Annotated in this window: 19 protein-coding genes; 8 read left to right on the plus strand and 11 right to left on the minus strand. The window is 62.3% G+C overall.

The features are described 5' to 3' along the window. Window positions 1-101: 101 nt before the first annotated feature. The 11 genes from ACKUG4_RS07160 to ACKUG4_RS07210 all read right to left on the minus strand — a co-directional run bounded on the left by ACKUG4_RS07160 (window position 102) and on the right by ACKUG4_RS07210 (window position 13,141). Window positions 102-806, minus strand: a complete 705-nt coding sequence (locus ACKUG4_RS07160; protein WP_011332647.1) for a TetR/AcrR family transcriptional regulator — start codon at window positions 804-806, stop codon at window positions 102-104. A 118-nt stretch (window positions 807-924) separates the two neighbouring features. Continuing rightward, window positions 925-2,427, minus strand: coding sequence for a lysine--tRNA ligase (gene lysS / locus ACKUG4_RS07165; RefSeq protein ID WP_039769614.1), 1,503 nt, complete (start codon window positions 2,425-2,427; stop codon window positions 925-927). Window positions 2,428-2,496: 69 nt separating this feature from the next. After that, window positions 2,497-3,592, minus strand: a protein-coding gene (gene prfB / locus ACKUG4_RS07170) for a peptide chain release factor 2 (protein ID WP_102621447.1) whose coding sequence is annotated in 2 segments (ribosomal slippage) — window positions 2,497-3,519 and window positions 3,521-3,592 — 1,095 coding nt in all. Because the reading frame shifts where the segments join, the coding sequence is not laid out codon by codon here. A gap of 106 nt (window positions 3,593-3,698) precedes the next feature. Further along, window positions 3,699-4,700: a response regulator gene (locus ACKUG4_RS07175; RefSeq protein WP_011332645.1), complete on the minus strand. Its 1,002-nt coding sequence runs from the start codon at window positions 4,698-4,700 to the stop codon at window positions 3,699-3,701. 48 nt (window positions 4,701-4,748) lie between these two features. After that, entirely contained in the window at window positions 4,749-5,759 is a 1,011-nt protein-coding gene (locus tag ACKUG4_RS07180) for a chemotaxis response regulator protein-glutamate methylesterase (RefSeq protein ID WP_085647776.1), read from the minus strand. Beyond that, window positions 5,756-8,050, minus strand: coding sequence for a hybrid sensor histidine kinase/response regulator (locus ACKUG4_RS07185; protein WP_445433721.1), 2,295 nt, complete (start codon window positions 8,048-8,050; stop codon window positions 5,756-5,758). Before ACKUG4_RS07185 ends, ACKUG4_RS07180 begins: the two co-directional genes overlap by 4 nt. Beyond that, a complete protein-coding gene (locus ACKUG4_RS07190; protein ID WP_007954679.1) occupies window positions 8,047-8,730 on the minus strand; it encodes a chemotaxis protein CheW in 684 nt (227 codons plus the stop codon). The genes ACKUG4_RS07185 and ACKUG4_RS07190 overlap by 4 nt, the downstream gene beginning before the upstream one ends. Continuing rightward, entirely contained in the window at window positions 8,727-10,004 is a 1,278-nt protein-coding gene (locus ACKUG4_RS07195; RefSeq protein WP_445433722.1) for a CheR family methyltransferase, read from the minus strand. The genes ACKUG4_RS07190 and ACKUG4_RS07195 overlap by 4 nt, the downstream gene beginning before the upstream one ends. Then, complete coding sequence (locus tag ACKUG4_RS07200) at window positions 10,001-10,537, minus strand: chemotaxis protein CheW (RefSeq protein WP_445433723.1); 537 nt, start codon at window positions 10,535-10,537, stop codon at window positions 10,001-10,003. Before ACKUG4_RS07200 ends, ACKUG4_RS07195 begins: the two co-directional genes overlap by 4 nt. Then, window positions 10,537-12,159 carry a methyl-accepting chemotaxis protein gene (locus ACKUG4_RS07205; protein ID WP_074691247.1) on the minus strand — a complete coding sequence of 541 codons (1,623 nt, stop codon included), beginning with the start codon at window positions 12,157-12,159 and terminating at the stop codon, window positions 10,537-10,539. Before ACKUG4_RS07205 ends, ACKUG4_RS07200 begins: the two co-directional genes overlap by 1 nt. Before the next feature lie 259 nt (window positions 12,160-12,418). Further along, window positions 12,419-13,141, minus strand: a complete 723-nt coding sequence (locus ACKUG4_RS07210; RefSeq protein ID WP_074691245.1) for a tellurite resistance TerB family protein — start codon at window positions 13,139-13,141, stop codon at window positions 12,419-12,421. Window positions 13,142-13,317: 176 nt separating this feature from the next. On the opposite strand from ACKUG4_RS07210, the gene ACKUG4_RS07215 reads away from it, so the two are divergent. From ACKUG4_RS07215 to ACKUG4_RS07250, 8 genes are all read left to right on the plus strand, one after another. After that, window positions 13,318-14,232, plus strand: a complete 915-nt coding sequence (locus tag ACKUG4_RS07215; protein WP_007954670.1) for a LysR family transcriptional regulator — start codon at window positions 13,318-13,320, stop codon at window positions 14,230-14,232. 99 nt (window positions 14,233-14,331) lie between these two features. Further along, window positions 14,332-15,819 carry a gamma-aminobutyraldehyde dehydrogenase gene (locus ACKUG4_RS07220; protein ID WP_445433724.1) on the plus strand — a complete coding sequence of 496 codons (1,488 nt, stop codon included), beginning with the start codon at window positions 14,332-14,334 and terminating at the stop codon, window positions 15,817-15,819. A gap of 82 nt (window positions 15,820-15,901) precedes the next feature. Continuing rightward, window positions 15,902-17,053, plus strand: a complete 1,152-nt coding sequence (gene ydcS / locus ACKUG4_RS07225; protein WP_085609162.1) for a putative ABC transporter substrate-binding protein YdcS — start codon at window positions 15,902-15,904, stop codon at window positions 17,051-17,053. A 302-nt stretch (window positions 17,054-17,355) separates the two neighbouring features. After that, window positions 17,356-18,393 carry an ABC transporter ATP-binding protein gene (locus ACKUG4_RS07230; RefSeq protein ID WP_445433725.1) on the plus strand — a complete coding sequence of 346 codons (1,038 nt, stop codon included), beginning with the start codon at window positions 17,356-17,358 and terminating at the stop codon, window positions 18,391-18,393. Window position 18,394: 1 nt separating this feature from the next. Beyond that, window positions 18,395-19,330, plus strand: coding sequence for an ABC transporter permease (locus tag ACKUG4_RS07235; protein ID WP_445433726.1), 936 nt, complete (start codon window positions 18,395-18,397; stop codon window positions 19,328-19,330). Then, window positions 19,320-20,129 carry an ABC transporter permease gene (locus ACKUG4_RS07240; protein WP_085647770.1) on the plus strand — a complete coding sequence of 270 codons (810 nt, stop codon included), beginning with the start codon at window positions 19,320-19,322 and terminating at the stop codon, window positions 20,127-20,129. Before ACKUG4_RS07235 ends, ACKUG4_RS07240 begins: the two co-directional genes overlap by 11 nt. A gap of 50 nt (window positions 20,130-20,179) precedes the next feature. Next, the gene (locus ACKUG4_RS07245) at window positions 20,180-21,604 is read left to right on the plus strand and encodes a gamma-aminobutyraldehyde dehydrogenase (protein WP_445433727.1); all 1,425 of its coding nucleotides are present in this window, start codon (window positions 20,180-20,182) and stop codon (window positions 21,602-21,604) included. A gap of 145 nt (window positions 21,605-21,749) precedes the next feature. After that, complete coding sequence (locus tag ACKUG4_RS07250) at window positions 21,750-23,234, plus strand: APC family permease (protein WP_085647768.1); 1,485 nt, start codon at window positions 21,750-21,752, stop codon at window positions 23,232-23,234. Window positions 23,235-23,375: the final 141 nt, after the last annotated feature.

Raw genomic sequence — 23,375 nt, forward strand, 5'->3', positions numbered from 1 at the left:
GCGGGCTTGCTCGCGAAAGCGGTTTCGCATTCAACACTTCAGTTGACTGACCCACCGTATTCGCGAGCAAGCCCGCTCCCACAATGGACCTCCATCGGCTATCAGACCGACGCGAGTACCAGGTGCATATAGCGCGTCAGAATGCCGAGCATGTCCTCTTCGGCCAAAGGCTCGGCGTCGTTGAGCAGGCCCTGATATTCCATCCGTCCGATAATCGCCGTCAACACCTTGGCATCCTGCTGTGGCTCGCGTGAGCCCAATACCTGGAACAACTGGCAGGTGCCCTGCAACAGAATCTGCTGATGGGAACGCACCAGTTCCGCCAGCCGCGGGTTTAAAAGTGCTTCCTGACGGAACGCCTGCTCGGCCATCAAATGCTCGCGACGGTTGACCAGTTGCCGATGCACATAATCAGCCATCAAACGCGCGATATCGTCGGCCAGTTGCGAACGCGACTCCGGGCTGCCGTCGCCGCTGACCACCATTTCGCGCAGCAGGCCTTCGTTGTTGATCCACAGCTTGGCCATGTAGGCCGCGCTGCGTTCGACGTACTGCGCAAAGGTATCGGTGAGCAGGTCATCGATGTCCTTGAAGTAATACGTGGTGGCCGACAGCGGCACACCGGCCTCGGCGGCCACCGCCCGATGACGCACGGCCCGCACACCGTCGCGCACGACAATGCGCATCGCCGCATCGAGAATGTCCTGTCGACGCTGTTCACTGCCCTGCCGGCTGGCCTTGCGGCCCTGGTACTGAACACTTTCAGCGACCGCAGTGGCGATTCCCGCTGCCCCCTCTTGAGCCATTGCACCGATCACGACAGGCATACCTCTGTTGTTTTCTTCAAAATTAACCATTTGATACGTTTGTACCAGACAGGCAATAAAAAGCCGCCCATTTCAGGCGGCTTTTTTATTGAAACACTTACGCTTGCGGCCGCATGTGCGGGAACAGGATCACGTCGCGGATCGACGGGGAGTTGGTCAGCAGCATCACCAGACGGTCGATGCCGATACCTTCACCGGCCGTCGGCGGCATGCCGTACTCCAGCGCGCGAACGAAGTCGGCGTCGTAATGCATGGCTTCGTCGTCGCCGGCGTCCTTGTCGGCCACCTGCGCCATGAAACGCTCGGCCTGGTCTTCCGCGTCGTTCAGCTCGGAGTAGGCGTTGGCGATTTCACGGCCGCCGATGAACAGCTCGAAGCGGTCGGTGACGTTCGGGTTGTCGTCGTTGCGACGAGCCAGCGGCGACACTTCGAACGGATACTGGGTAATGAAGTGCGGCTGTTCCAGCTTGTGCTCGACCAGCTCTTCGAAAATCATCACCTGCAGCTTGCCCAGACCTTCGAAGCCCAGCACCTTGGCGCCGGCCTTCTTGGCTATGGCGCGAGCCTTGTCGATGTCGTTCAGGTCATCGGCGGTCAGCTCAGGGTTGTACTTGAGGATCGAGTCGAACACCGACAGGCGCACGAACGGCTCGCCGAAGTGGAACACCTTGTCGCCATACGGCACGTCGGTGCTGCCCAGAACCAGCTGCGCCAGCTCGCGGAACAGTTCTTCGGTCAGGTCCATGTTGTCTTCGTAGTCGGCGTAAGCCTGGTAGAACTCCAACATGGTGAATTCTGGGTTGTGACGAGTCGAAACGCCTTCGTTACGGAAGTTGCGGTTGATCTCGAACACTTTTTCGAAGCCGCCAACCACCAGGCGCTTGAGGTACAGCTCCGGCGCGATACGCAGGAACATTTCCATGTCCAGCGCGTTGTGATGGGTTTCGAACGGCTTGGCTGCGGCGCCGCCAGGAATGGTCTGCAGCATCGGCGTTTCGACTTCGAGGAAGTCGCGCTTCATCAGGAAGCTGCGGATATGCGCGATCACTTGCGAGCGAACGCGGAAGGTCTGGCGCACGTCTTCGTTGACGATCAGGTCAACGTAGCGCTGACGGTAGCGCTGTTCGGTGTCGGTCAGCCCGTGGTGCTTGTCCGGCAGCGGGCGCAGGGATTTGGTCAGCAGGCGCACGCTGGTCATTTCGACGTACAGGTCGCCCTTGCCGGAACGGGCCAGGGTGCCTTCGGCGGCGATGATGTCGCCCATGTCCCAGGTTTTCACCGCGGCCAGGGTTTCTTCGGACAGGGTCTTGCGGTTGACGTAGACCTGGATGCGACCGGTCATGTCCTGGATCACCATGAACGAGCCACGGTTGAGCATGATGCGACCTGCAACCTTGACCGGGATCGCAGCCTCTGCCAGCTCTTCCTTGGTCTTGTCCGCGTACTGTTTCTGCAACGCATCGCAGTAGTTGTCGCGGCGGAAGTCGTTCGGGAAGGCATTGCCCTTGGCGCGCTCGGCAGCAAGCTTTTCCTTGCGCAGAGCGATCAGGGAGTTTTCTTCCTGTTGCAGGGCTTGCGGATCGAGTTGTAGGTCGCTCATGTCTTTAAATTTTCCATCACAGGTTCGTTGCCCCCGCCGGCGACGGGGGACTTGAGGTCGGTTGAAAGCTTACAGCCCCGATTTCAGGCTGGCTTCCAGGTATTCGTCGATGTCGCCGTCGAGCACCTTGTCGCAGTCACTGCGTTCGATGTTGGTGCGCAGATCCTTGATCCGCGACGCATCGAGCACGTACGAACGGATCTGGTGACCCCAGCCGATATCCGACTTGGTGTCTTCCAGCGCCTGGGACGCCGCGTTGCGCTTCTGCATTTCCTGCTCGTACAACTTGGCCCGCAGCATTTTCATGGCGGTGTCCTTGTTGGCGTGCTGGGAACGTTCGTTCTGGCAGCTCACCACGGTGTTGGTCGGTACGTGGGTGATACGTACGGCCGAGTCGGTGGTGTTTACGTGCTGACCACCGGCACCGGAGGAACGATAGGTGTCGATCCGCAGGTCTGCCGGGTTGATTTCGATTTCCACCTTGTCGTCGATCTCTGGCGAGACGAAAACCGCGGAGAACGAGGTGTGGCGACGGTTGCCGGAGTCGAACGGGCTCTTACGCACCAGACGGTGCACGCCGATCTCGGTACGCAGCCAGCCAAAGGCGTATTCGCCCTTGATGTGCACGGTCGCACCCTTGATCCCGGCGACTTCACCGGCCGACAGCTCCATGATGGTCGCGTCGAAACCGCGTTTGTCGGCCCAGCGCAGGTACATGCGCAGCAGGATGTTGGCCCAGTCCTGGGCTTCGGTGCCGCCGGAACCGGCCTGGATGTCCAGGTAGGCGTTGTTCGGGTCCATCTCGTGGCTGAACATACGGCGGAATTCGAGCTTGGACAGCGACTCTTCGAGACCTTGAAGGACTTCGACGACGTCGTTGACCGCGCCCTCGTCGTTCTCTTCAACGGCCATGTCCAGCAGCTCGCGGCAATCGGCCAGGCCACCGTTCAGTTCGTCGAGGGTATCGACGATCTGCGCCAGCGCAGCGCGCTCGCGGCCCAGTTCCTGGGCGTATTCAGGTTTGTTCCAGACGGCAGGATCTTCAAGCTCGCGATTGACTTCGATCAGACGCTCATGCTTTTGATCGTAGTCAAAGATACCCCCGAATAGTTTCGGAGCGCTCGGACAGGTCCTTGATGGTGTTCAGGATCGGGTTGATTTCCATGACGGGCAGCACTCGTTGGCGAACTTTTGAAAGCCGGCGAGTATAACGTAATCAAGCTGTCACGGCAGCCCGTCCGGCGGCTCTTGCGGCGAATGAACCCGATGGTTCATTCGATCCCCACCTGATTGCGCCCGTTGTTCTTGGCCAGGTACAGGCCACGGTCCGCCGCCGAGATCAGCAACCGGCAGTCGCTGCCCGACTCCGGCACCATCGTCGCCAGGCCGATGCTGATGGTCAGGCTCGAGCCTTCGGCCGGGGCATTGTGCGGAATCTTCAGCGCCGCGACCGTCTGGCGCAGCTTTTCCGCCACCAGTCGGGCCCCGCCCGGCGAGGTGTTGGGCAGCACCAGCGCAAATTCTTCGCCGCCATAACGCGCCGGCAGATCGGACGGCCGGGCGCTGGCCTCGCGGATTGCCGTGGCGACCTTGCGCAAGGCCTCGTCGCCTTCGACGTGGCCGAAGGTATCGTTGTAGGACTTGAAGTAATCGACGTCGATCATCAGCAGCGACAACTGGCTCTGGTCGCGCAGCGAGCGGCGCCATTCCAGCTCCAGGTATTCGTCGAAGTGCCGGCGGTTGGACAGCCCGGTCAGGCCGTCGGAGTTCATCAGTCGCTGCAGGACGAGGTTGGTGTCGAGCAATTGCTGCTGGCTGACCCGCAACGCGCGGTAGGCCGCGTCCCGTTGCAGCAATGTCATGTAGGAGCGCGAGTGATAGCGGATCCGCGCCACCAGCTCGATGTTGTCCGGCAGTTTCACCAGGTAATCGTTGGCCCCGGCGGAGAACGCCGCGCTCTTGATCAGCGGGTCTTCCTTGGTCGACAGGACGATGATCGGAATGTCCTTGGTCGCCGGGTGATTGCGGTATTCGCGCACCAGGCTCAGACCGTCGAGGCCCGGCATCACCAGATCCTGCAGGATCACGGTCGGCTTGATCCGCACCGCATGGGCCACGGCAAGATGCGGGTCGGAGCAGAAGTGGAAGTCGATGTTCTCTTCATTCGACAGCCCACGGCGCACGGCTTCGCCGATCATCGCCTGATCGTCCACCAACAACACCATGGCGGCGTTCTCGTCGGTTTTGATGTCATCGATCTGTAAGTCATTCATGGGCGGTCACCTGAGTGCTGCGGGGGCCAGGATTGCCGATGGACGTATTCATTTGGGGAATATCTCCAGCAATCGTGGCGCTATCTTTTCCAGTGGACGGATTTCTACGGCCGCGTCGATGGCCGCTGCGGCCTTGGGCATGCCGTACACCGCACTGCTTTGCTGATCCTGCGCGATGGTCAGGTAACCCTGTTGGCGCATGAGCTTAAGCCCTTGCGCCCCGTCGCGTCCCATCCCTGTCAATAAAACCCCTACTGCGTCACCGTTCCAGTAATTGGCGACGCTTTCGAAAAACACGTCGATCGAGGGGCGGTAGATCTCGTTGACCGGCTCGGCGGTGTAGGCCAGCGTGCCGTTCTTGAGCAAACGAATATGGTGGTTGGTGCCGGCCAGCAGCACCGCGCCGGCCTGCGGCGGTTCGCCTTCGCGGGCCAGACGCACGTCCAGGCCGCTGGCGCTGGCCAGCCATTCGGCCATGCCGGCGGCGAATACCTGATCAACATGCTGCACCAGCACGATGGCCGCCGAAAAGTGGCGCGGCAGGCCCTTGAGCAAGACTTCCAGCGCCGCCGGGCCACCGGCCGAAGAGCCGATCGCCACCAGTCGCTGGCGCGAGGCGGCACTGCGCGGTGTCGCAGGTGCCGGACGTGAGCGGGCGGTTTTCTCGCCGATCAGCCAGCCGATGTTGAGGATCTTGCGCAGCAGCGGCGCCGCCGCTTCCTGAGGATTGCCACCGCCGATGGCCGGGGTGTCGACCACGTCCAGCGCGCCATGGCCCATGGCTTCGAACACCCGGTGCACGTTCTGCTGGCGGTCCACGGTGACGATGACGATCGCGCACGGGCTCTCGGCCATGATCCGCCGGGTGGCCTCGACGCCATCCATCACCGGCATGATCAGGTCCATCAGGATCAGGTCCGGGGTGTTTTCCGCGCACAGACGCACCGCTTCGGCGCCGTTGTTGGCGACCCACAGCACCTGATGCGCCGGCTCGAAGGCCAGCGCGCGACGCAGGGCCTCCACTGCCAAAGGCATGTCGTTGACGATTGCGATCTTCATGCCCGCGCTCCTCCGATGAGCTCAACCACTGCGTCGAGCAGGGCGTCGTCATGAAAACTGGCCTTGGCCAGATAATAGTCGGCCCCGGCGTCCAGTCCACGACGGCGGTCTTCCTCGCGATCCTTGTAGGACACCACCATCACCGGCAGCGATTGCAGACGGTTGTCGCGGCGCAGCAGCGAGACCAGCTCGATGCCGTCCATACGCGGCATGTCGATGTCGGTGATCAGCAGATCGAAATCCTCGGAGCGCAGGGCGTTCCAGCCGTCCATGCCGTCCACCGCAACGGCGACGTCGTAGCCGCGATTGAGCAGCAGCTTGCGTTGCAGTTCGCGCACGGTCAGCGAGTCGTCGACCACCAGAATCCGCTTGCGCGCGGCTTCTGCCGCCTGATGGCCGTGGCGGGCAATGCGCTCCAGACGCCCGGTGTTGAGCAGTTTGTCCACCGACCGCAGCATGTCTTCGACGTCGACGATCAGCACCACCGAGCCATCGTCGAGCAAGGCCCCGGCGGAAATGTCCTGCACCTTGCCCAGCCGCTCGTCCAGCGGCAGCACCACCAGCGTGCGCTCGCCAATGAAGCGCTCGACCGCCACGCCGTAGATCGCATCGCGCTCGCGGATGACCACGACTTTCAGCGTATCGCCGCTGTTCTGACTGGCCGGACGTTGCAATAACTGACTGGCCGCGACGAGCCCGACATGTCGGCCCTCGTGCCAGAAATGCTGGCGCCCTTCGACCTGCACGATGTCCTCCGGCGCCAGGTCGCACATGCGCTCGATGTGCGCCAGCGGGAAGGCGTAGGCCTCGTCGCCGACTTCCACCACCAGGCTGCGCACCACCGACAGGGTCAGCGGCACCTCCAGATGGAAACGGCTGCCCTCGCCCGCCGTCTGCTCCAACACCACCGCGCCGCGCAACTGGCGGACCATGTGCTGCACGGCATCGAGGCCGACGCCACGACCGGAGACCTCGGTGACCTTGTCGCGCAGGCTGAAACCCGGCAGAAACAGGAAGGTCAGCAGTTCTTCTTCACTCAACTGGGCGGCGGTTTCCGCGGGCGACAACTGACGTTCGACGATGCTGCGCCGGACCTTTTCCAGATCCACGCCGTTGCCGTCATCGCTCAGTTCCAGTACCAGCAAACCGGCCTGATGCGAGGCGCGCAGACGGATCAGGCCTTCCTCCGACTTGCCCTTGATCAGGCGTTCCTGTGGGGTTTCAATGCCGTGATCGACCGCATTGCGCAGCAGGTGCGTCAGCGGAGCTTCGAGTTTTTCCAGCACATCGCGGTCGACCTGGGTCTTCTCGCCCTCGATCTCCAGCCGTACCTGCTTGCCGAGGCTGCGGCCGAGGTCGCGCACCATCCGCACCTGCCCGGATAGCACATCGGCGAACGGCCGCATGCGGCAGGCCAGTGCGGTGTCGTAAAGCACTTGCGCGCGCTGGCTGGCCTGCCAGGCAAACTCGTCGAGTTCGGCGTTTTTTTCTGCCAGCAGTTGCTGGGATTCGGCGAGCAAACGGCGCGCGTCTTCCAGCGCCTCTTGAGCTTCAAGGCTCAGGGCGTGTTCCTTGAGATGAACGTTAAGACTTTCCAGCGCCCGCAGGCCGTTGTTCTGCATGCGTTTGAGGCGCTGCATCGTGGCCAGGTGCGGCTTGAGGCGCTGAGTTTCCACCAGGGATTTGCTCGAAAGATCGAGCAGGCTGTTCAGGCGTTCGGCGGTGACCCGCAGCACCCGCTCGCCACCTTCGGTGGTGCGCTTACTCTTGCGCGGTGCGGGTTCCGGCTCGGCAACCTCAACGGGAATTTCAACCGGGGTCGATTCAACCACTGGCGGTGGCTGAAGCTGCAACTCCGCCATCACTGGAGCACTCGGAGCGGCGGGCACCACGGCCGGTGCCGTCGGATCGAGCAAACCGCCCATCAACGCCACGTAAGCCTCGATGTCCGCCGGTTGCGGGCCATTGGCCGGGGTGGCAATGCGCATCAGCAAGTCGGTGCCCTGCAACAGCGCGTCGATATGCTCGGGGCGCAGGAACAACCGTCCTTCCTGCGCACTGACCAGACAATCTTCCATCACGTGGGCGACGCTGACGCCGCTGTCGATGCCGACGATCCGCGCCGCGCCTTTCAAGGAGTGCGCCGCACGCATGCACGACTCGAGCTGATCGGCCTGGGTCGGGTTGCGCTCCAGCGCCAGCAGCCCGGCGCTGAGCACCTGAGTCTGGGCTTCGGCTTCGAGGCTGAACAGCTCGAGCAAGGAGGCGTCGCGCATTTGCTCGGGGGTCATGTGAGGCTCCGGGACACGGCGGACAGCAACTGTTCTTCATCCAGCCAACGCAGGCTGCGACCTTTGAAAGGCAACACGCCTCGGGTGTATTTGGCGCTGGCCTGTGCGCCGGACCGCGACGCGGCGTCGAGGATTCGCTCGTCGATGGCGTGAATCCCGTCGACTTCGTCCACCGGCACCACCACCGGCCCGCCCTGGGCCGAGATGATCAGCATGCGCGGCATGATCCGCGCGCCGGTCGCCGGGGCCGCGTTGCTGTCGAGGTCGAGCAGTTCAACCAGCGACAGGCACGCCACCAGCGCACCGCGCACGTTCGCCACGCCGAGCAAGGCCCGGGAGCGCTGGTGCGGCAGCGAGTGAATCGCCTGCAACGGCGCGACCTCCACCAGACTGCGGGTGGCCAGGCCGAGCCATTCTTCGCCGAGGCGGAACATCAGCAGCGACCGGGTCTTCAGCTCGGTTTCGACCTGGGTCGCCACCGGATCGCGCTCGTCCTGCTGCAACGCATAGCGGTCGAGCAGGCGCGTGGCGGCGGCGGAATACACCGAGCAATTGCGGCAATGGATGTGCTCGTCCAGCAGCGGGCAGGACTTGTCGCCATGGATGCCGATGCGGTTCCAGCAATCGTCGATGGCCCGGGCGTCTTCGTGGGTGACGTTCAAGGTGTCGGACGGGATCATCGTTTACGCTCACTGTCGGCGGTGCGGTCGCTGCGGGCGGCGCGCTCCTGCAATCGTCTGGCGCCGGCCGTGTCGCCCTGGGCTTGCAGCAAGGCGGCCAGGTGCATCAGGGCTTCGGGGTGTTGCGGCTCGAGGTACAACGCTTTGCGGTAAAAGCCCTGGGCTTCTAAGGCGCTGCCGGCGACATCGCTGAGCAGGCCGAGCCAGTAAAACACCTGGGCCACCGGCTCATGGCTGCGCAAATACTGCTCGCACGCGGTGCGGGCCTCGGCGCTTTTGCCTTCGTTGGCCAGGGCGGCGATGTTGGCCAGCAAGGTCGCCGCTTCGGGGTTGGTGCTTTTAGCCGTCGCCGGCAAAGGCGTCACGCCAGCAAACGGACGGTTGCGCACCGGCGGCGGTGGCGTGCGGCGCAGCGGTTGGCGCGCAGGCAACGGCAGCGCAATCGCGGTCGGCATCGGTAACGGTTCGGGTTGTGGATCGCTGTGACGGCTGAAGGCGAAAGACTGTGGAATCCCGATCGAACGCATGCCCAACCGCCCAAGCAGACTGCCCTCGGCCGGGCCGATAAACAGCACGCCATCGACATGGGTCAGACGCTTGAGCACGGCGAACACCTGCTGCTGGGTCGGCTGATCGAAATAGATCAGCAGGTTGCGGCAGAACACGAAATCGAACGGCGGCTCGTTGACCAGCAATGACGGATCGAGCACGTTGCCGACCTGCAGGCGCACCTGCTCGCGGACGATTTCATTCACCCGAAAGCCCTCGTTCTCGGCGAAAAAATGCCGCTCGCGAAAGTCCAGTTCCTGGCCGCGAAACGAGTTTTTGCCGTACAGCGCCCGCCGCGCCTTGTCCACTGACAAGGGGCTGACGTCCATGCCATCGACCTTGAACTGATGGGGCTTGAGGCCGGCATCGAGCAAGGCCATGGCAATCGAATAGGGTTCTTCACCGGTGGAACACGGCAGGCTGAGGATGCGCAGCGCACGCATGTTGTTCAGTTCACCCAGGCGTTTGCGCGCCAGTTTGCCCAGCGTGGCGAAGGATTCCGGGTAACGGAAAAACCAGGTCTCGGGGACGATCACCGCTTCGATCAGCGCCTGCTGTTCATCCCGCGAGCCTTGCAGCGTCTGCCAGTACTCATCGGCATTCACCGTTTGCGACAGGGTGATGCGCTGGCGCACGGCCCGTTCGATGATCGCCGGCCCGACCGAAGCGACGTCGAGGCCGATGCGTTCCTTGAGGAAATCGAAGAAGCGCTGGTCGCTGCTCATGGCTGCTCCTCAAGCCGCGCCGGATCCAGCGGCGGTGTCGGGAACAGTAACGTGCGCACCGACTCGTCCAGCAAGTCGTTGACCCGCACCCACTGCACCAGCCCCTGCGCATCCTCACGCACCTGGCCCAGGTACGGCGCCTGACGATTGTCGAGGCCGTACGGCTGGAAATCAGCCGGGTTGCAGCGCAGGGTATCGGTGGCCTGTTCGAGGATCAGGCCCAGCCATTGCGAGGGTTGCGAGTCATCCGCTCGGTAATGCACCAGCACCAGTCGTGTGCTGGTGCGCGCTTGCGCAGGATGGCCGAAGGTCAGGGCACTGAGGTCGATCACCGGCACCACTGTGCCACGGTAGGCGAACACCCCCGCCACCCAGTGCGGCGCCCGGGCAATCGGCTTCAACGGCAGGCGCGGCAGCACTTCGGCCACTTCCATGGCACGCAAGGCGTAGCGTTCGCTGCCGATGCGAAACAGCAGGAACAACGCCTGCTTCGCCACCGGCGCAGCGCTGCGTTTGGCGGTGATTTCGCTCATCAGACTTTGAATCGCGAAACGCCGCTGCGCAGGCCCACGGCCACCTGGCTCAGTTCGTCGATGGCGAAACTGGCCTGACGCAACGATTCGACGGTCTGGCTGCTGGCATCACCCAGCTGCACCAGCGCGTGGTTGATCTGCTCGGCGCCGGTGGCCTGGGCCTGCATGCCTTCGTTGACCATCAACACCCGCGGCGCCAGCGCCTGCACTTGATGGATGATCTGCGACAGCTGCTCGCCCACTTGCTGCACCTCAGCCATGCCGCGACGCACTTCCTCGGAGAACTTGTCCATGCCCATCACCCCGGCGGACACCGCCGACTGGATCTCGCGGACCATCTGTTCGATGTCATAGGTGGCGACAGCAGTCTGATCCGCCAGACGCCGCACTTCGGTGGCGACCACGGCGAAACCACGACCGTACTCGCCGGCCTTTTCCGCTTCGATCGCAGCGTTCAGGGACAGCAGGTTGGTCTGGTCGGCGACCTTGACGATGGTCACCACCACCTGATTGATGTTGCCGGCCTTCTCGTTGAGGATCGCCAGTTTGGCGTTCACCAGATCCGCCGCGCCCATCACCGAGTGCATGGTGTCTTCCATCCGCGCCAGGCCTTGTTGCCCGGAACCGGCCAGCACCGAGGCCTGATCGGCGGCGGTGGAGACTTCAGTCATGGTGCGTACAAGGTCGCGAGAGGTTGCCGCGATTTCGCGGGATGTCGCGCCAATTTCAGTGGTGGTCGCAGCGGTTTCGGTGGCGGTCGCCTGTTGCTGCTTGGAGGTGGCGGCGATCTCGGTCACCGAGGTGGTGACCTGTACCGACGAGCGCTGGGCCTGGGACACCAGCGAGGTGAGCTCGGTCATCATGTCGTTGAAGCCGGTTTCCACGGCACCGAACTCGTCCTTGCGGTCGAGGTTCAAGCGGCTGCTCAGATCGCCGGTGCGCATGATGTCGAGGATCTGCACGATGCGGTTCATCGGCGCCATGATCGCGCGCATCAGCAGCAGACCGCAGAAACCGGCGGCCAGCACGGCCACCAGCAGTGAGACGAACATGCTGACCTTGGCCGCCGCCACGGCCTCATCAATGTTGGCCATGGCCTTGTCGGCGACTTTCTTGTTCTCGCCAATGATGTCGTTGAGCTTCATCCGGCCCGAGTACCAGGTCGGAGTCAATTGCTCATGGAACAGCTTGACGGCGTCGGCTTCCAGATTGCGCTTGTGCAAATCGAGCACCGCATCCTGAATTTTCAGGTAGGCATCGTGATATTTCTCGAACGCCGCGAATTCGAGCTTGTCCTCGTCCGTCACCACCGTGCCACGATAATTGGCCATCTGTTCCTGAAGCCGAGATTCGAAAGCCTTGTAATCGGCCGCATCTTCACTGCTGATGCCCTGCCCTTCCTTGAGCCCCAGCAGTTCCTGGGTCTGCAGGTAGCTATCGACCCAAGCACCACGGATCATCGAGCTGTAATAGACGCCGGGAATCGCGTCGTCACGGACGCTGTTTTCACTGGCTTCGATTTTCAGCAGCCGCGAATACGAGACGACCACCATCAACAGCATGATGGCGATAATCACCGCAAAGCTCGCCAAAATGCGTTGGCGCAACGTCCAGTTCTTCACAGTCAGTCCTCGGGGCGGGTCGAAATGCGGGGGAGTATAGCTGAGGGCGGTGTTTCATTTATAAGACGGTTTGCCGCGCCCAGGCCTTCCGGTCATAAAACACGACGGGCTCTGGATTGGGACTTTCAAGGAATCGGAGGTTGGCGTGCCAGTGACGCAATGGCAAAAAGGGGCGATGGATTGGTCATTTCAGCTGCTGCAACGAAAGAACCCGCCATCCTGTGCGGGATTGCGGGTTCTGATATCGCTGACAACAGTTTTACTGGGTAGCTACACGAACCTGCTTCTCAAGCTCCACCTTCAACCCCGGCTCCAGCTTCAACTGCCGCGCCAGTTCATCCAGATAGCTCTTCTCCATGAAATTCTCCTCATCCACCATCATCACGCTCGCCACGTACATCTCGGCGGCCATCTCCGGCGTACTTGCCGCGCGGGCGACGTCGGTGGGGTCGAGGGGTTTGTTGAGTTCGGCGTGGAGCCAGTGTTTGAGTTCCTGATCGTTGTCGAGCTTGGTGAATTCGCCTTCGATCAGTTGGCGTTCGCGGTCGTCGATGTGGCCGTCGGCCTTGGCGGCGGCGACCAAGGCTTTGAGGATGGCCTGGCTGTGTTGTTCGACTTGTGCCGGTGGCAGGCGATCGAGGGTTTGCGGTTCGCTTTGTGGGGCGGTGCCTTTTTGGGCGTTCCAGTTGCCGTAGGCTTTGTAGGCGATCACGCCCAGTGCGGCGAGGCCGCCGTAGAGGGCGACTTTACCGCCAACCTTACGGGCCTTTTTACTGCCCAGCAGCAGGCCCATGGCGCCGGCCGCCAGGGCACCGCCGCCTGCGCCTGACAGCAAGCCGCCGAGTGCACCGTTACTGGAAGATCCGCCCAGCAAGCCGCCCAAACCACCGGCCGCCGGTTTGTTCTGCGCCCCGCCCGCCTTGTTCTGCAACAGATCCTGGCCGGACTTGAGGAGTTGATCGAGCAATCCACGGGTGTTCATGTTCCGTCTCCAAACAGGGGTTATCCGGATCAATAAGGCCCTCAGCCTAGTTCGAAAGTGCCCGTCACCTGGTTGCGAGTGTGCTTCCAGATGTTGCCTGGCCCACGGCAGCCCTTCGCGAAAATAGATATACACTCGAGGCAATCTATAAAAACCGCCCACCGGGTAAACCTTCCATGATGACCTTGCGTCAGATCCGCCATTTCATCGCCGTGGCCGAGACCGGCTCGATCTCCGCCGCTGCGCAAACCGCGTTCATTTCCCAATCGACCCTGACCCTGGCCATCCAGCAACTGGAGGAAGAAATCGGCGTCAGTCTGTTCAATCGCCACGCCAAGGGCATGACGCTGACCCATCAGGGCCACCAGTTCCTGCGCCAGGCGCACCTGATTCTGGCCACCGTGGACAATGCCAAACGCAGCCTGCAACAAAGCACCGATCAGGTCGCCGGGCAGTTGATCGTCGGCGTGACCAGTCTGGTGGCCGGTTATTACCTGGCGGATTTGCTCACCCGCTTCCAGCGTGCCTACCCCAATGTCGAGATTCGGGTGATGGAGGACGAGCGGCCGTACATCGAGCACCTGCTGGTCAGCGGCGAGATCGATGTCGGGGTGCTGATCCTCTCCAACCTCGAAGACCGCCACGCCTTGCAGACCGAAGTGCTGACCCACTCGCCGCACCGTTTGTGGCTGCCGGCCCAGCACCCGCTGCTGGAACACGACAGCATCAACCTTGCCGATGTCGCCCGGGAGCCGTTGATTCAACTGAACGTCGATGAAATGGATCGCAACGCCCAACGCCTGTGGCGCGGCGCCGGGCTGCAACCGAAGATCACCCTCAGAACCGCGTCCACCGAGGCAGTGCGAAGCCTGGTAGCGGCGGGCCTCGGTGTTTCGATCCAGCCGGACATGACGTATCGCCCATGGTCGCTCGAAGGCGACATCATCGAAGCGCGGCCGATTGCCGATCTCAACCAGACCCTTGACGTCGGTCTGGCCTGGCGTCGTGGCACCGCCCGCCCCGCGCTGGTCGATCCTTTCCTGACCGTGGCCCGCGAACAGCCCCACGGCGGACGCAAGCCATCTATTTAATCGAACGCCACCTTCAGTATTTAGAATTTGTCGACCCCGGAGCCGCGCACTAGTCTTGCTGCATCGATAAGACGGTCGGCTCCCGGAACAGGGAGCAACATGGCCATACAAGAAAAGAGATCACGGAAAATGGCTGGCGCGCAGACCCACATGCACACCGCGTTGCTGATCGACGGCGAACTGGTCGCCGGCCAGGGTTTTGTCGAACCGATCCTCAACCCGGCCACCGGCGAAGTCCTGACCCAGATCGCTGAAGCCAGCACCGAGCAAGTCGAAGCCGCCATCCTCGCCGCCCACCGCGCCTTTGCCGAATGGTCGCGCACCACCCCGCAACAACGCTCGAACTTCTTGCTGGAAATCGCCAACGCCGTCGAAAAACACGCTGACCACCTCGCCCGCCTCGAAGCCCTGAACTGCGGCAAGCCTTTGCATCTGGCGCGGCAAGACGACTTGACCGCCACCGTCGATGTATTCCGCTTCTTCGCCGGCGCCGTGCGTTGCCAGACCGGCCAGCTCAGCGGCGAATACGTGCCCGGCTACACCAGCATGGTGCGCCGCGATCCGATTGGCGTCGTCGCCTCGATAGCGCCGTGGAACTACCCGATCATGATGGCCGCGTGGAAAATCGCCCCGGCTCTCGCCGCCGGCAATACGCTGGTGTTCAAGCCGTCCGAGCACACGCCGCTGTCGATTCTGGCATTGGCCCCGGCACTGGCCGAAATCCTGCCGCGTGGGGTGATCAACATCGTCTGCGGTGACGGCGAAGGGGTCGGCAGTCACCTGGTCGGCCACCCGAAAGTGCGGATGGTGTCGCTGACCGGCGATATCGTCACCGGCCAGAAAATCCTCCAGGCCGCTGCCAAAACCCTGAAACGCACGCACCTCGAACTCGGCGGCAAAGCCCCGGTGATCGTCTGCAACGACGCGGATCTCAAAGCGGTGGTCGAAGGCGTGCGCACTTATGGCTATTACAACGCCGGGCAGGACTGCACGGCGGCTTGCCGGATCTACGCCCAGGCCGGAATTCACGACAAGTTGGTGGCTGAACTCGGTGCGGCGGTCAGCAGCCTGCGCTTTGCCGGCAAACGCGATGCGGATAACGAAATCGGGCCGCTGATCAGCACTCGTCAGCGCGACCGCGTGGCCAGTTTTGTCGAGCGTGCCCTCGGCCAGCCGCACATCGAACGGGTGACCGGCGCAGCGGTGCATTCCGGCGCCGGGTTCTTCTATCAGCCAACCCTGCTGGCCGGTTGCAAACAGAGCGATGAAATCGTCCAGCGCGAAGTGTTCGGCCCGGTGGTGACCGTGACCCGTTTCGACGAACTGGCGCAAGCGGTGGACTGGTCCAACGACTCGGAATACGGCCTCGCCTCGTCGGTCTGGACCCAGAACCTGGACAAGGCGATGCAGGTCGCCGCACGGCTGCAATATGGCTGCACCTGGATCAACAGCCATTTCATGCTGGTCAGCGAAATGCCCCACGGCGGGTTGAAACGCTCCGGTTACGGCAAAGACTTATCCAGCGATTCGCTACAGGACTACAGCGTGGTGCGGCACATCATGGCCCGCCACGGCCAGCATCTCTGACTACGCTAATAACAAGCCGACCACGGCATGCTTCACCGCGTTCACAACTGCCCCGACCATAATTTGAAGAAGAGGGTTCACCATGTTCGTGCACAAGACCGCACTGCTCAGTGCAATCACCACGGCCCTGCTGGCCAGCGCCAGCCTGCAGGCCGCCGAGCCGCTGAAAGCCGTCGGCGCCGGCGAAGGCCAGCTGGACATCGTCGCCTGGCCCGGCTACATCGAACGCGGTGAAAGCGACAAGGCCTACGACTGGGTGACCGGTTTCGAGAAGGAAACCGGCTGCAAGGTCAATGTAAAAACCGCCGCCACCTCTGACGAAATGGTCAGCCTGATGGCCAAGGGCGGTTACGACCTGGTGACCGCGTCGGGCGATGCCTCGTTGCGCTTGATCGTCGGCAAGCGTGTGCAGCCGATCAACACCGCGTTGATCCCGAACTGGAAATCCCTCGACCCGCGCCTGAAAGACGCGCCGTGGTACGTGGTCAACAATCAGACCTACGGCACCCCGTATCAGTGGGGCCCGAACGTGCTGATGTACAACACCAACGTCTTCAAGACCGCGCCGACCAGCTGGAACGTGGTGTTCGACGCGCAGAACCTGCCCGACGGCAAGCCGAACAAGGGCCGCGTGCAGGCCTACGACGGCCCGATCTACATCGCCGACGCGGCGCTGTACCTGAAATCCACCAAGCCTGAGCTGGGGATCAAGGATCCGTACCAGCTCACCGAAGATCAGTACAAGGCTGTGCTGGAACTGTTGCGCGCTCAGCAGAAGCTGATCCACCGCTACTGGCACGACACCACGGTGCAGATGAGCGACTTCAAGAACGAAGGCGTAGTCGCATCCAGTGCATGGCCGTATCAGGTCAACGGCCTGATCAACGAGAAACAGCCGATCGCTTCGACCGTGCCGAAAGAAGGCGCCACCGGCTGGGCCGACACCACGATGCTGCACGCCGAGGCCAAGCACCCGAACTGCGCGTACAAGTGGATGGACTGGTCGCTGCAGCCGAAAGTCCAGGGTGATGTGGCGGCATGGTTCGGTTCGTTGCCGGCGGTTCCGGCGGCGTGTCAGGGCAGTGAGTTGCTCGGCGCTGAAGGTTGCAAGACCAACGGGTTTGATCAGTTCGACAAGATCGCCTTCTGGAAAACACCGCAGGCTGAGGGTGGGAAGTTTGTGCCGTATAGCCGGTGGACGCAGGACTACATTGCGATTATGGGCGGTAGATAGTTCTCGAAAATCACGCGATCGGCTCCCTTTCCCCTCGCCCCCCCTGGGGGAGAGGGCTGGGCGGGCGGCGTGCCGATGAGGGGGTAGCTTTTGACTTTGCTTTTGAAATTGGAGCAATGGCTGAAATAGCTGCCCTCACCCCCCGCCCTCTCCCGGAGGGAGAGGGAGCTAAAAGCAGATCGCGGCGTATCGACCAGATGAGTTAGCCAAAAACCATCGCATACACCGCCAAACGATCCAGTTTTGTCAGAAGTCCAGGCAGGGCCGCTGCGCCGGCCCTCGCCTTTTCGGAGCACCGCACCATGACGCTTGCAGTCCAGTTCACCAACGTTTCCCGGCAGTTCGGCGAGGTGAAGGCCGTTGACCGGGTGTCCATCGATATCCAGGACGGCGAGTTCTTTTCCATGCTCGGCCCCTCAGGTTCGGGCAAGACCACGTGCCTGCGCCTGATCGCCGGGTTCGAACAACCGAGCGCTGGCTCGATCCGCATTCACGGCGCCGAAGCCGCCGGTCTGCCGCCCTATCAGCGCGACGTCAACACGGTGTTTCAGGATTACGCGCTGTTCCCGCACATGAACGTGCTGGACAACGTCGCCTACGGATTGAAAGTCAAAGGCGTGAGCAAAACCGAGCGCCACAAGCGCGCCGAAGAAGCGTTGGACATGGTCGCCCTCGGCGGCTACGGCGCGCGTAAACCGGTGGAGTTGTCCGGCGGTCAGCGCCAGCGTGTCGCCCTCGCCCGCGCGCTGGTCAATCGCCCGCGCGTGCTGTTGCTCGACGAGCCGTTGGGCGCTCTCGACCTGAAGCTGCGCGAACAGATGCAGAGCGAACTGAAGAAGCTGCAACGCCAGCTCGGCATCACCTTCATTTTCGTTACCCACGATCAGACTGAAGCACTATCGATGTCCGACCGCGTGGCCGTGTTCAACAAGGGCCGCATCGAGCAGGTCGACACCCCGCGCAATCTATACATGAAACCGACCACGACGTTCGTCGCCGAATTCGTCGGCACTTCGAACGTGATTCGTGGCGATCTGGCGCGCCAGCTCAGCGGCCATCCACAGCCGTTCTCGATCCGTCCGGAACACGTGCGCTTCGCAGAAGGCCCCTTGGCCAGCCACGAGATTGAGGTCAGCGGCCTGCTGCATGACATCCAGTATCAGGGCAGCGCCACGCGCTATGAACTGACCCTGGAAAACGGCCAGACCCTGAGCATCAGCCAGGCCAACAATCAGTGGATCGACAGCAGCGCGCAGCACCAGACCGGTCAGCGCATCAGCGCTCGCTGGGCGCGGGAAGCGATGATTCCGTTGCACGACACCGTTGCGAGCGGGGTGTGACATGACCGCCCTCGCCCTCCCGCAATCGGCGCCTTTGCGCAGGTTTTCCAACCTGCTCTATCGCAAGCCGAACCTGTATCTGTCGATGCTGCTGGTGCCGCCGCTGCTGTGGTTCGGCGCAATCTATCTGGGCTCGCTGCTGGTGCTGTTGTGGCAAGGTTTCTACACCTTCGACGACTTCACCATGGCGGTCACCCCGGACCTGACCCTGGCCAACTTCGCCGCGCTGTTCCAGCCGTCGAACTTCGACATCATTCTGCGCACCCTGAGCATGGCGGTCGTGGTGTCGATCGCCAGCGCCATCGTCGCGTTCCCGATTGCCTACTACATGGCGCGCTACACCACCGGCAAGACCAAGGCGTTTTTCTACATTGCGGTGATGATGCCGATGTGGGCCAGTTACATCGTCAAGGCTTACGCCTGGACGCTGCTGCTGGCCAAGGGCGGCGTCGCGCAGTGGTTCGTTCAGCACCTGGGGCTGGAGCCGGTGCTGCAGTTCATTCTGGGGATTCCCGGGGTCGGTGGCAGCACCTTGTCGACCTCGCATCTGGGGCGGTTCATGGTGTTCGTCTATATCTGGCTGCCGTTCATGATCCTGCCGATCCAGGCCTCGCTGGAGCGCCTGCCGCCGTCGTTGCTGCAAGCCTCCGCCGACCTCGGGGCCAAGCCGAGTCAGACCTTCATGCAGGTGATTCTGCCGCTGTCGGTGCCGGGCATCGCGGCCGGTTCGATCTTCACCTTTTCGCTGACCCTGGGCGACTTCATCGTGCCGCAACTGGTGGGCCCGCCGGGCTACTTCGTCGGCAGCATGGTCTACGCGCAGCAAGGCGCGATCGGCAACATGCCAATGGCTGCGGCGTTCACCCTGGTGCCGATCGTGCTGATCGCCATTTACCTGTCCATCGTCAAACGTCTGGGGGCCTTCGATGCACTCTGAGAAAGCATCCATAGGGCTGAAAATCGCAGCCTGGGGCGGGTTGGTGTTCCTGCACTTCCCGATCCTGATCATCTTCCTCTACGCCTTTAACACCGAAGACGCGGCGTTCAGCTTTCCACCGAAAGGCTTCACGCTGCACTGGTTCAGCGTGGCGTTTTCCCGGCCGGACGTGCTGGAAGCGATCAAGCTGTCGTTGCAGATCGCAGCCATTGCCACGCTGATTGCGATGGTGCTCGGCACCCTCGCTTCCGCTGCGTTGTACCGCCGGGATTTCTTCGGCAAGCAGGGCATTTCGCTGATGCTGATCCTGCCGATTGCGCTGCCGGGGATCATCACCGGGATCGCGCTGCTGGCGACCTTCAAGACGCTGGGGATCGAGCCGGGGATGTTCACCATCATCGTCGGCCACGCGACCTTCTGCGTGGTGATCGTCTACAACAACGTCATCGCCCGTCTGCGCCGCACCTCACACAGTCTGATCGAGGCGTCGATGGACCTCGGCGCCGACGGCTGGCAGACCTTCCGCTACATCATCCTGCCGAACCTCGGCTCGGCGCTGCTCGCCGGCGGCATGCTGGCGTTTGCGCTGTCGTTCGACGAAATCATCGTCACCACCTTCACCGCCGGCCATGAACGCACCTTGCCGCTGTGGTTGCTCAACCAGTTGAGCCGCCCACGGGACGTGCCGGTGACCAACGTCGTGGCGATGCTCGTGATGCTGGTGACCATGCTGCCGATCCTCGGCGCCTACTACCTGACCCGGGGTGGCGAGAGCGTGGCCGGCAGCGGCGGCAAATGAATTCCCTGACCTTTCCCACCCTGAATTTGCAGTAGAAAGAGGACAATGACATGCAAACCAAACTCTTGATCAACGGCCAACTGGTCAACGGCGAAGGCCCGGCGCAACCGGTGCTCAACCCGGCACGCGGTGAAGTGCTGGTGGAAATCAACGAGGCCACCGAAGCCCAGGTCGATGCCGCCGTCCGCGCTGCGGACAGTGCCTTCGCCGAATGGTCGCAGACCACGCCGAAAGACCGTTCGCTGCTGCTGCTCAAACTCGCCGACGCCATCGAAGACCACGGCGAAGAGTTGGCCAAACTGGAATCGGACAACTGCGGCAAACCCTACAGCGCCGCGCTGAATGACGAGATCCCGGCGATTGCCGACGTGTTCCGTTTCTTCGCCGGCGCCAGCCGTTGCATGAGCGGTTCGGCCGGCGGCGAATACCTGCCCGGCCACACCTCGATGATCCGCCGCGACCCGGTGGGCGTGATCGCGTCCATCGCGCCGTGGAACTACCCGCTGATGATGGTCGCCTGGAAAATCGCCCCGGCCCTCGCCGCCGGTAATACCGTGGTGCTCAAGCCGTCGGAACAAACCCCGCTGACCGCGTTGCGTCTGGCCGAACTGGCGTCGGATATTTTCCCGGCCGGTGTACTCAATCTGGTGTTCGGTCGTGGGCCGAGCGTGGGCAGCCCGTTGGTAACTCATCCGAAAGTGCGCATGGTCTCGCTGACCGGCTCCATCGCCACCGGTTCGAACATCATTTCCAGCACCGCCGACAGCGTCAAACGCATGCACATGGAATTGGGCGGCAAGGCGCCGGTGATCATCTTCGACGACGCCGACATTGATGCGGCGGTCGAAGGCATTCGCACCTTCGGTTTCTACAACGCTGGCCAGGACTGCACCGCGGCGTGCCGGATCTACGCCCAGCAAGGTATTTACGACAAGTTCGTCGAGAAGCTTGGCGCAGCGGTGAGCAGCATCAAGTACGGTTTGCAGGATGATCCGTCGACCGAACTGGGACCGCTGATCACCGCCCAGCATCGCGACCGCGTGGCCGGGTTTGTCGAACGCGCCGTGGCGCAACCGCACGTTCGCTTGATCACTGGCGGCAAGGCTGTCGAAGGCAATGGTTTCTTCTTCGAACCGACGGTGCTGGCCGACGCGCAGCAGGATGACGAAATCGTCCGTCGCGAAGTGTTCGGGCCGGTGGTGTCGGTGACCAAATTCACCGATGAGGCTCAGGCGCTGGAGTGGGCCAACGATTCGGACTACGGCCTGGCGTCCTCGGTGTGGACGGCGGATGTCGGACGTGCGCATCGACTGTCTGCGCGGTTGCAGTACGGCTGCACTTGGGTGAATACGCACTTCATGCTCGTCAGCGAAATGCCCCACGGCGGTCAGAAACTGTCCGGCTACGGCAAGGACATGTCCATGTACGGGCTGGAGGACTACACCACGGTTCGGCATGTGATGTTCAAGCACTAAAGGCATCACCCCGGCTTCAAGGCAGAAACCGGTCATCCGCATCACCAGGCATTCAAAACAATAACTACCGATCCGGGCGGCGCCTTCAAGGCCCCGCCACGGTTTCGGCCATCCGAAATCTGCCGATTTCACGGAGCAAACACACATGAGTGCATCACCCGATCTCTCAGCCGCCGTTGCCGACAGCGATGCCGAACAACTGCGCCAACTGGGTTACACCTCCAACTTCAACCGCAGCATGAGCCTGTGGGAAAACTTCGCGTTGGGCTTCACTTACCTGTCACCGGTCGTAGGGGTTTATACCTTGTTCGGCCTGTGCCTGGCCGCCGGCGGGCCACCGATGTTCTGGGCTTACTTGCTGGTCGGTTGCGGGCAACTGCTGGTGTGCCTGATCTTCGGCGAAGTGGTGTCGCAGTTCCCGATTTCCGGTGGCGTATATCCTTGGGCACGACGGCTGGTGGGCAAGAAATGGGCGTGGATGGTCGGCTGGATCTACTCCATCGCCCTGTGCGTGACCATCGCCGCCGTGGCGGTCGGCGCCGGCCCGTACCTAGCGGCCATGCTGGGTTTTGAGCCGAGCAACAACACCAACATCGTCATCGCCCTGGTGCTGACGCTGTTCGCCACGCTGGTGAACCTCAGCGGCACTAAAGTGCTGGCGCGGATCGCCATGTTCGGCTTCCTCTGCGAACTGGTCGGCGCGGTGATCGTCGGCGTGTACCTTCTGATTTTCGAGCGTCACCAGCCGATCAGCGTGCTGTTCAACACTTTCGACATCAGCGTCGACGGCTCCTATTTGCCGGCCTTCCTCACCGCGTCGCTGGCGGGGATGTTCCTCTACTACGGCTTCGAGGCCTGCGGTGATGTAGCCGAAGAAACCCCGAACCCGAGCAAGAAAATCCCGGTGGCCATGCGCATGACCATCTACATCGGCGGCATCGCGGCGATGTTCGCCTGCCTGGCGCTGATCCTCGCCGTGCCGGACATGCAAGCGGTGATCAACGGCACCGACAAGGACCCGGTCACCACCATCCTCAACAACGCCTTCGGCCCGGTCGGTTCGAAAGTGGTGATGGGCGTGGTGATGATTTCCTTCATCTCCTGCGTCATCAGCTTGCAAGCTGCGGCGAGTCGTCTGCTGTATTCCTACGCTCGCGATGAAATGGTCATCGGCAGCCGACTGCTCAAAAAGATTTCTCCTACGACCCAGGTTCCAGTTGCCGCACTGTTCGTGTCCGGCGTCCTGCCCGGCCTGATCATCGCCCTCGGCTTCTTCCTGCAAGACGCCGTGGCGACCATCGTCAGCTTCGCGGCCATCGGCATCTACCTCGCATTCCAGATGATCGTCCTCGCCGCCCTGTACGCCCGCAGCAAAGGCTGGAAACCCAGCGGCAAATTCACCCTCGGCGCGTGGGGCTGGCCGGTGAACATCGGCGCGCTGGTGTATGGCGTCGGCGCAATCATCAACATGGCCTGGCCACGCACGCCGGATGCAGCGTGGTACATCAACTACGCGATGGTGCTGAGCACGGCGATCGTGATTGGGCTGGGGCTGGTTTATATGTGGATCGGCAAGCCGTATGACCATGGGAAGGCGCCGGCTGGGGATGCCTGGAAAGTTAGTCGCTAAGAAAAACAGCCCCGGATTTATCACAATTTCGGGGCTGATTTCTTTCAGCGTCAGTTACTCGCTTCCTACAGACCGAACCCTCAGCATTCAGTCCCCTTTCCTACGAATGGCGTCGGCAGAGTAGACTTGGCGCCGCTAGCG

It is taken from the genome of Candidatus Pseudomonas auctus (assembly GCF_048654275.1).
Lineage (GTDB): Bacteria > Pseudomonadota > Gammaproteobacteria > Pseudomonadales > Pseudomonadaceae > Aquipseudomonas > Aquipseudomonas pharyngis.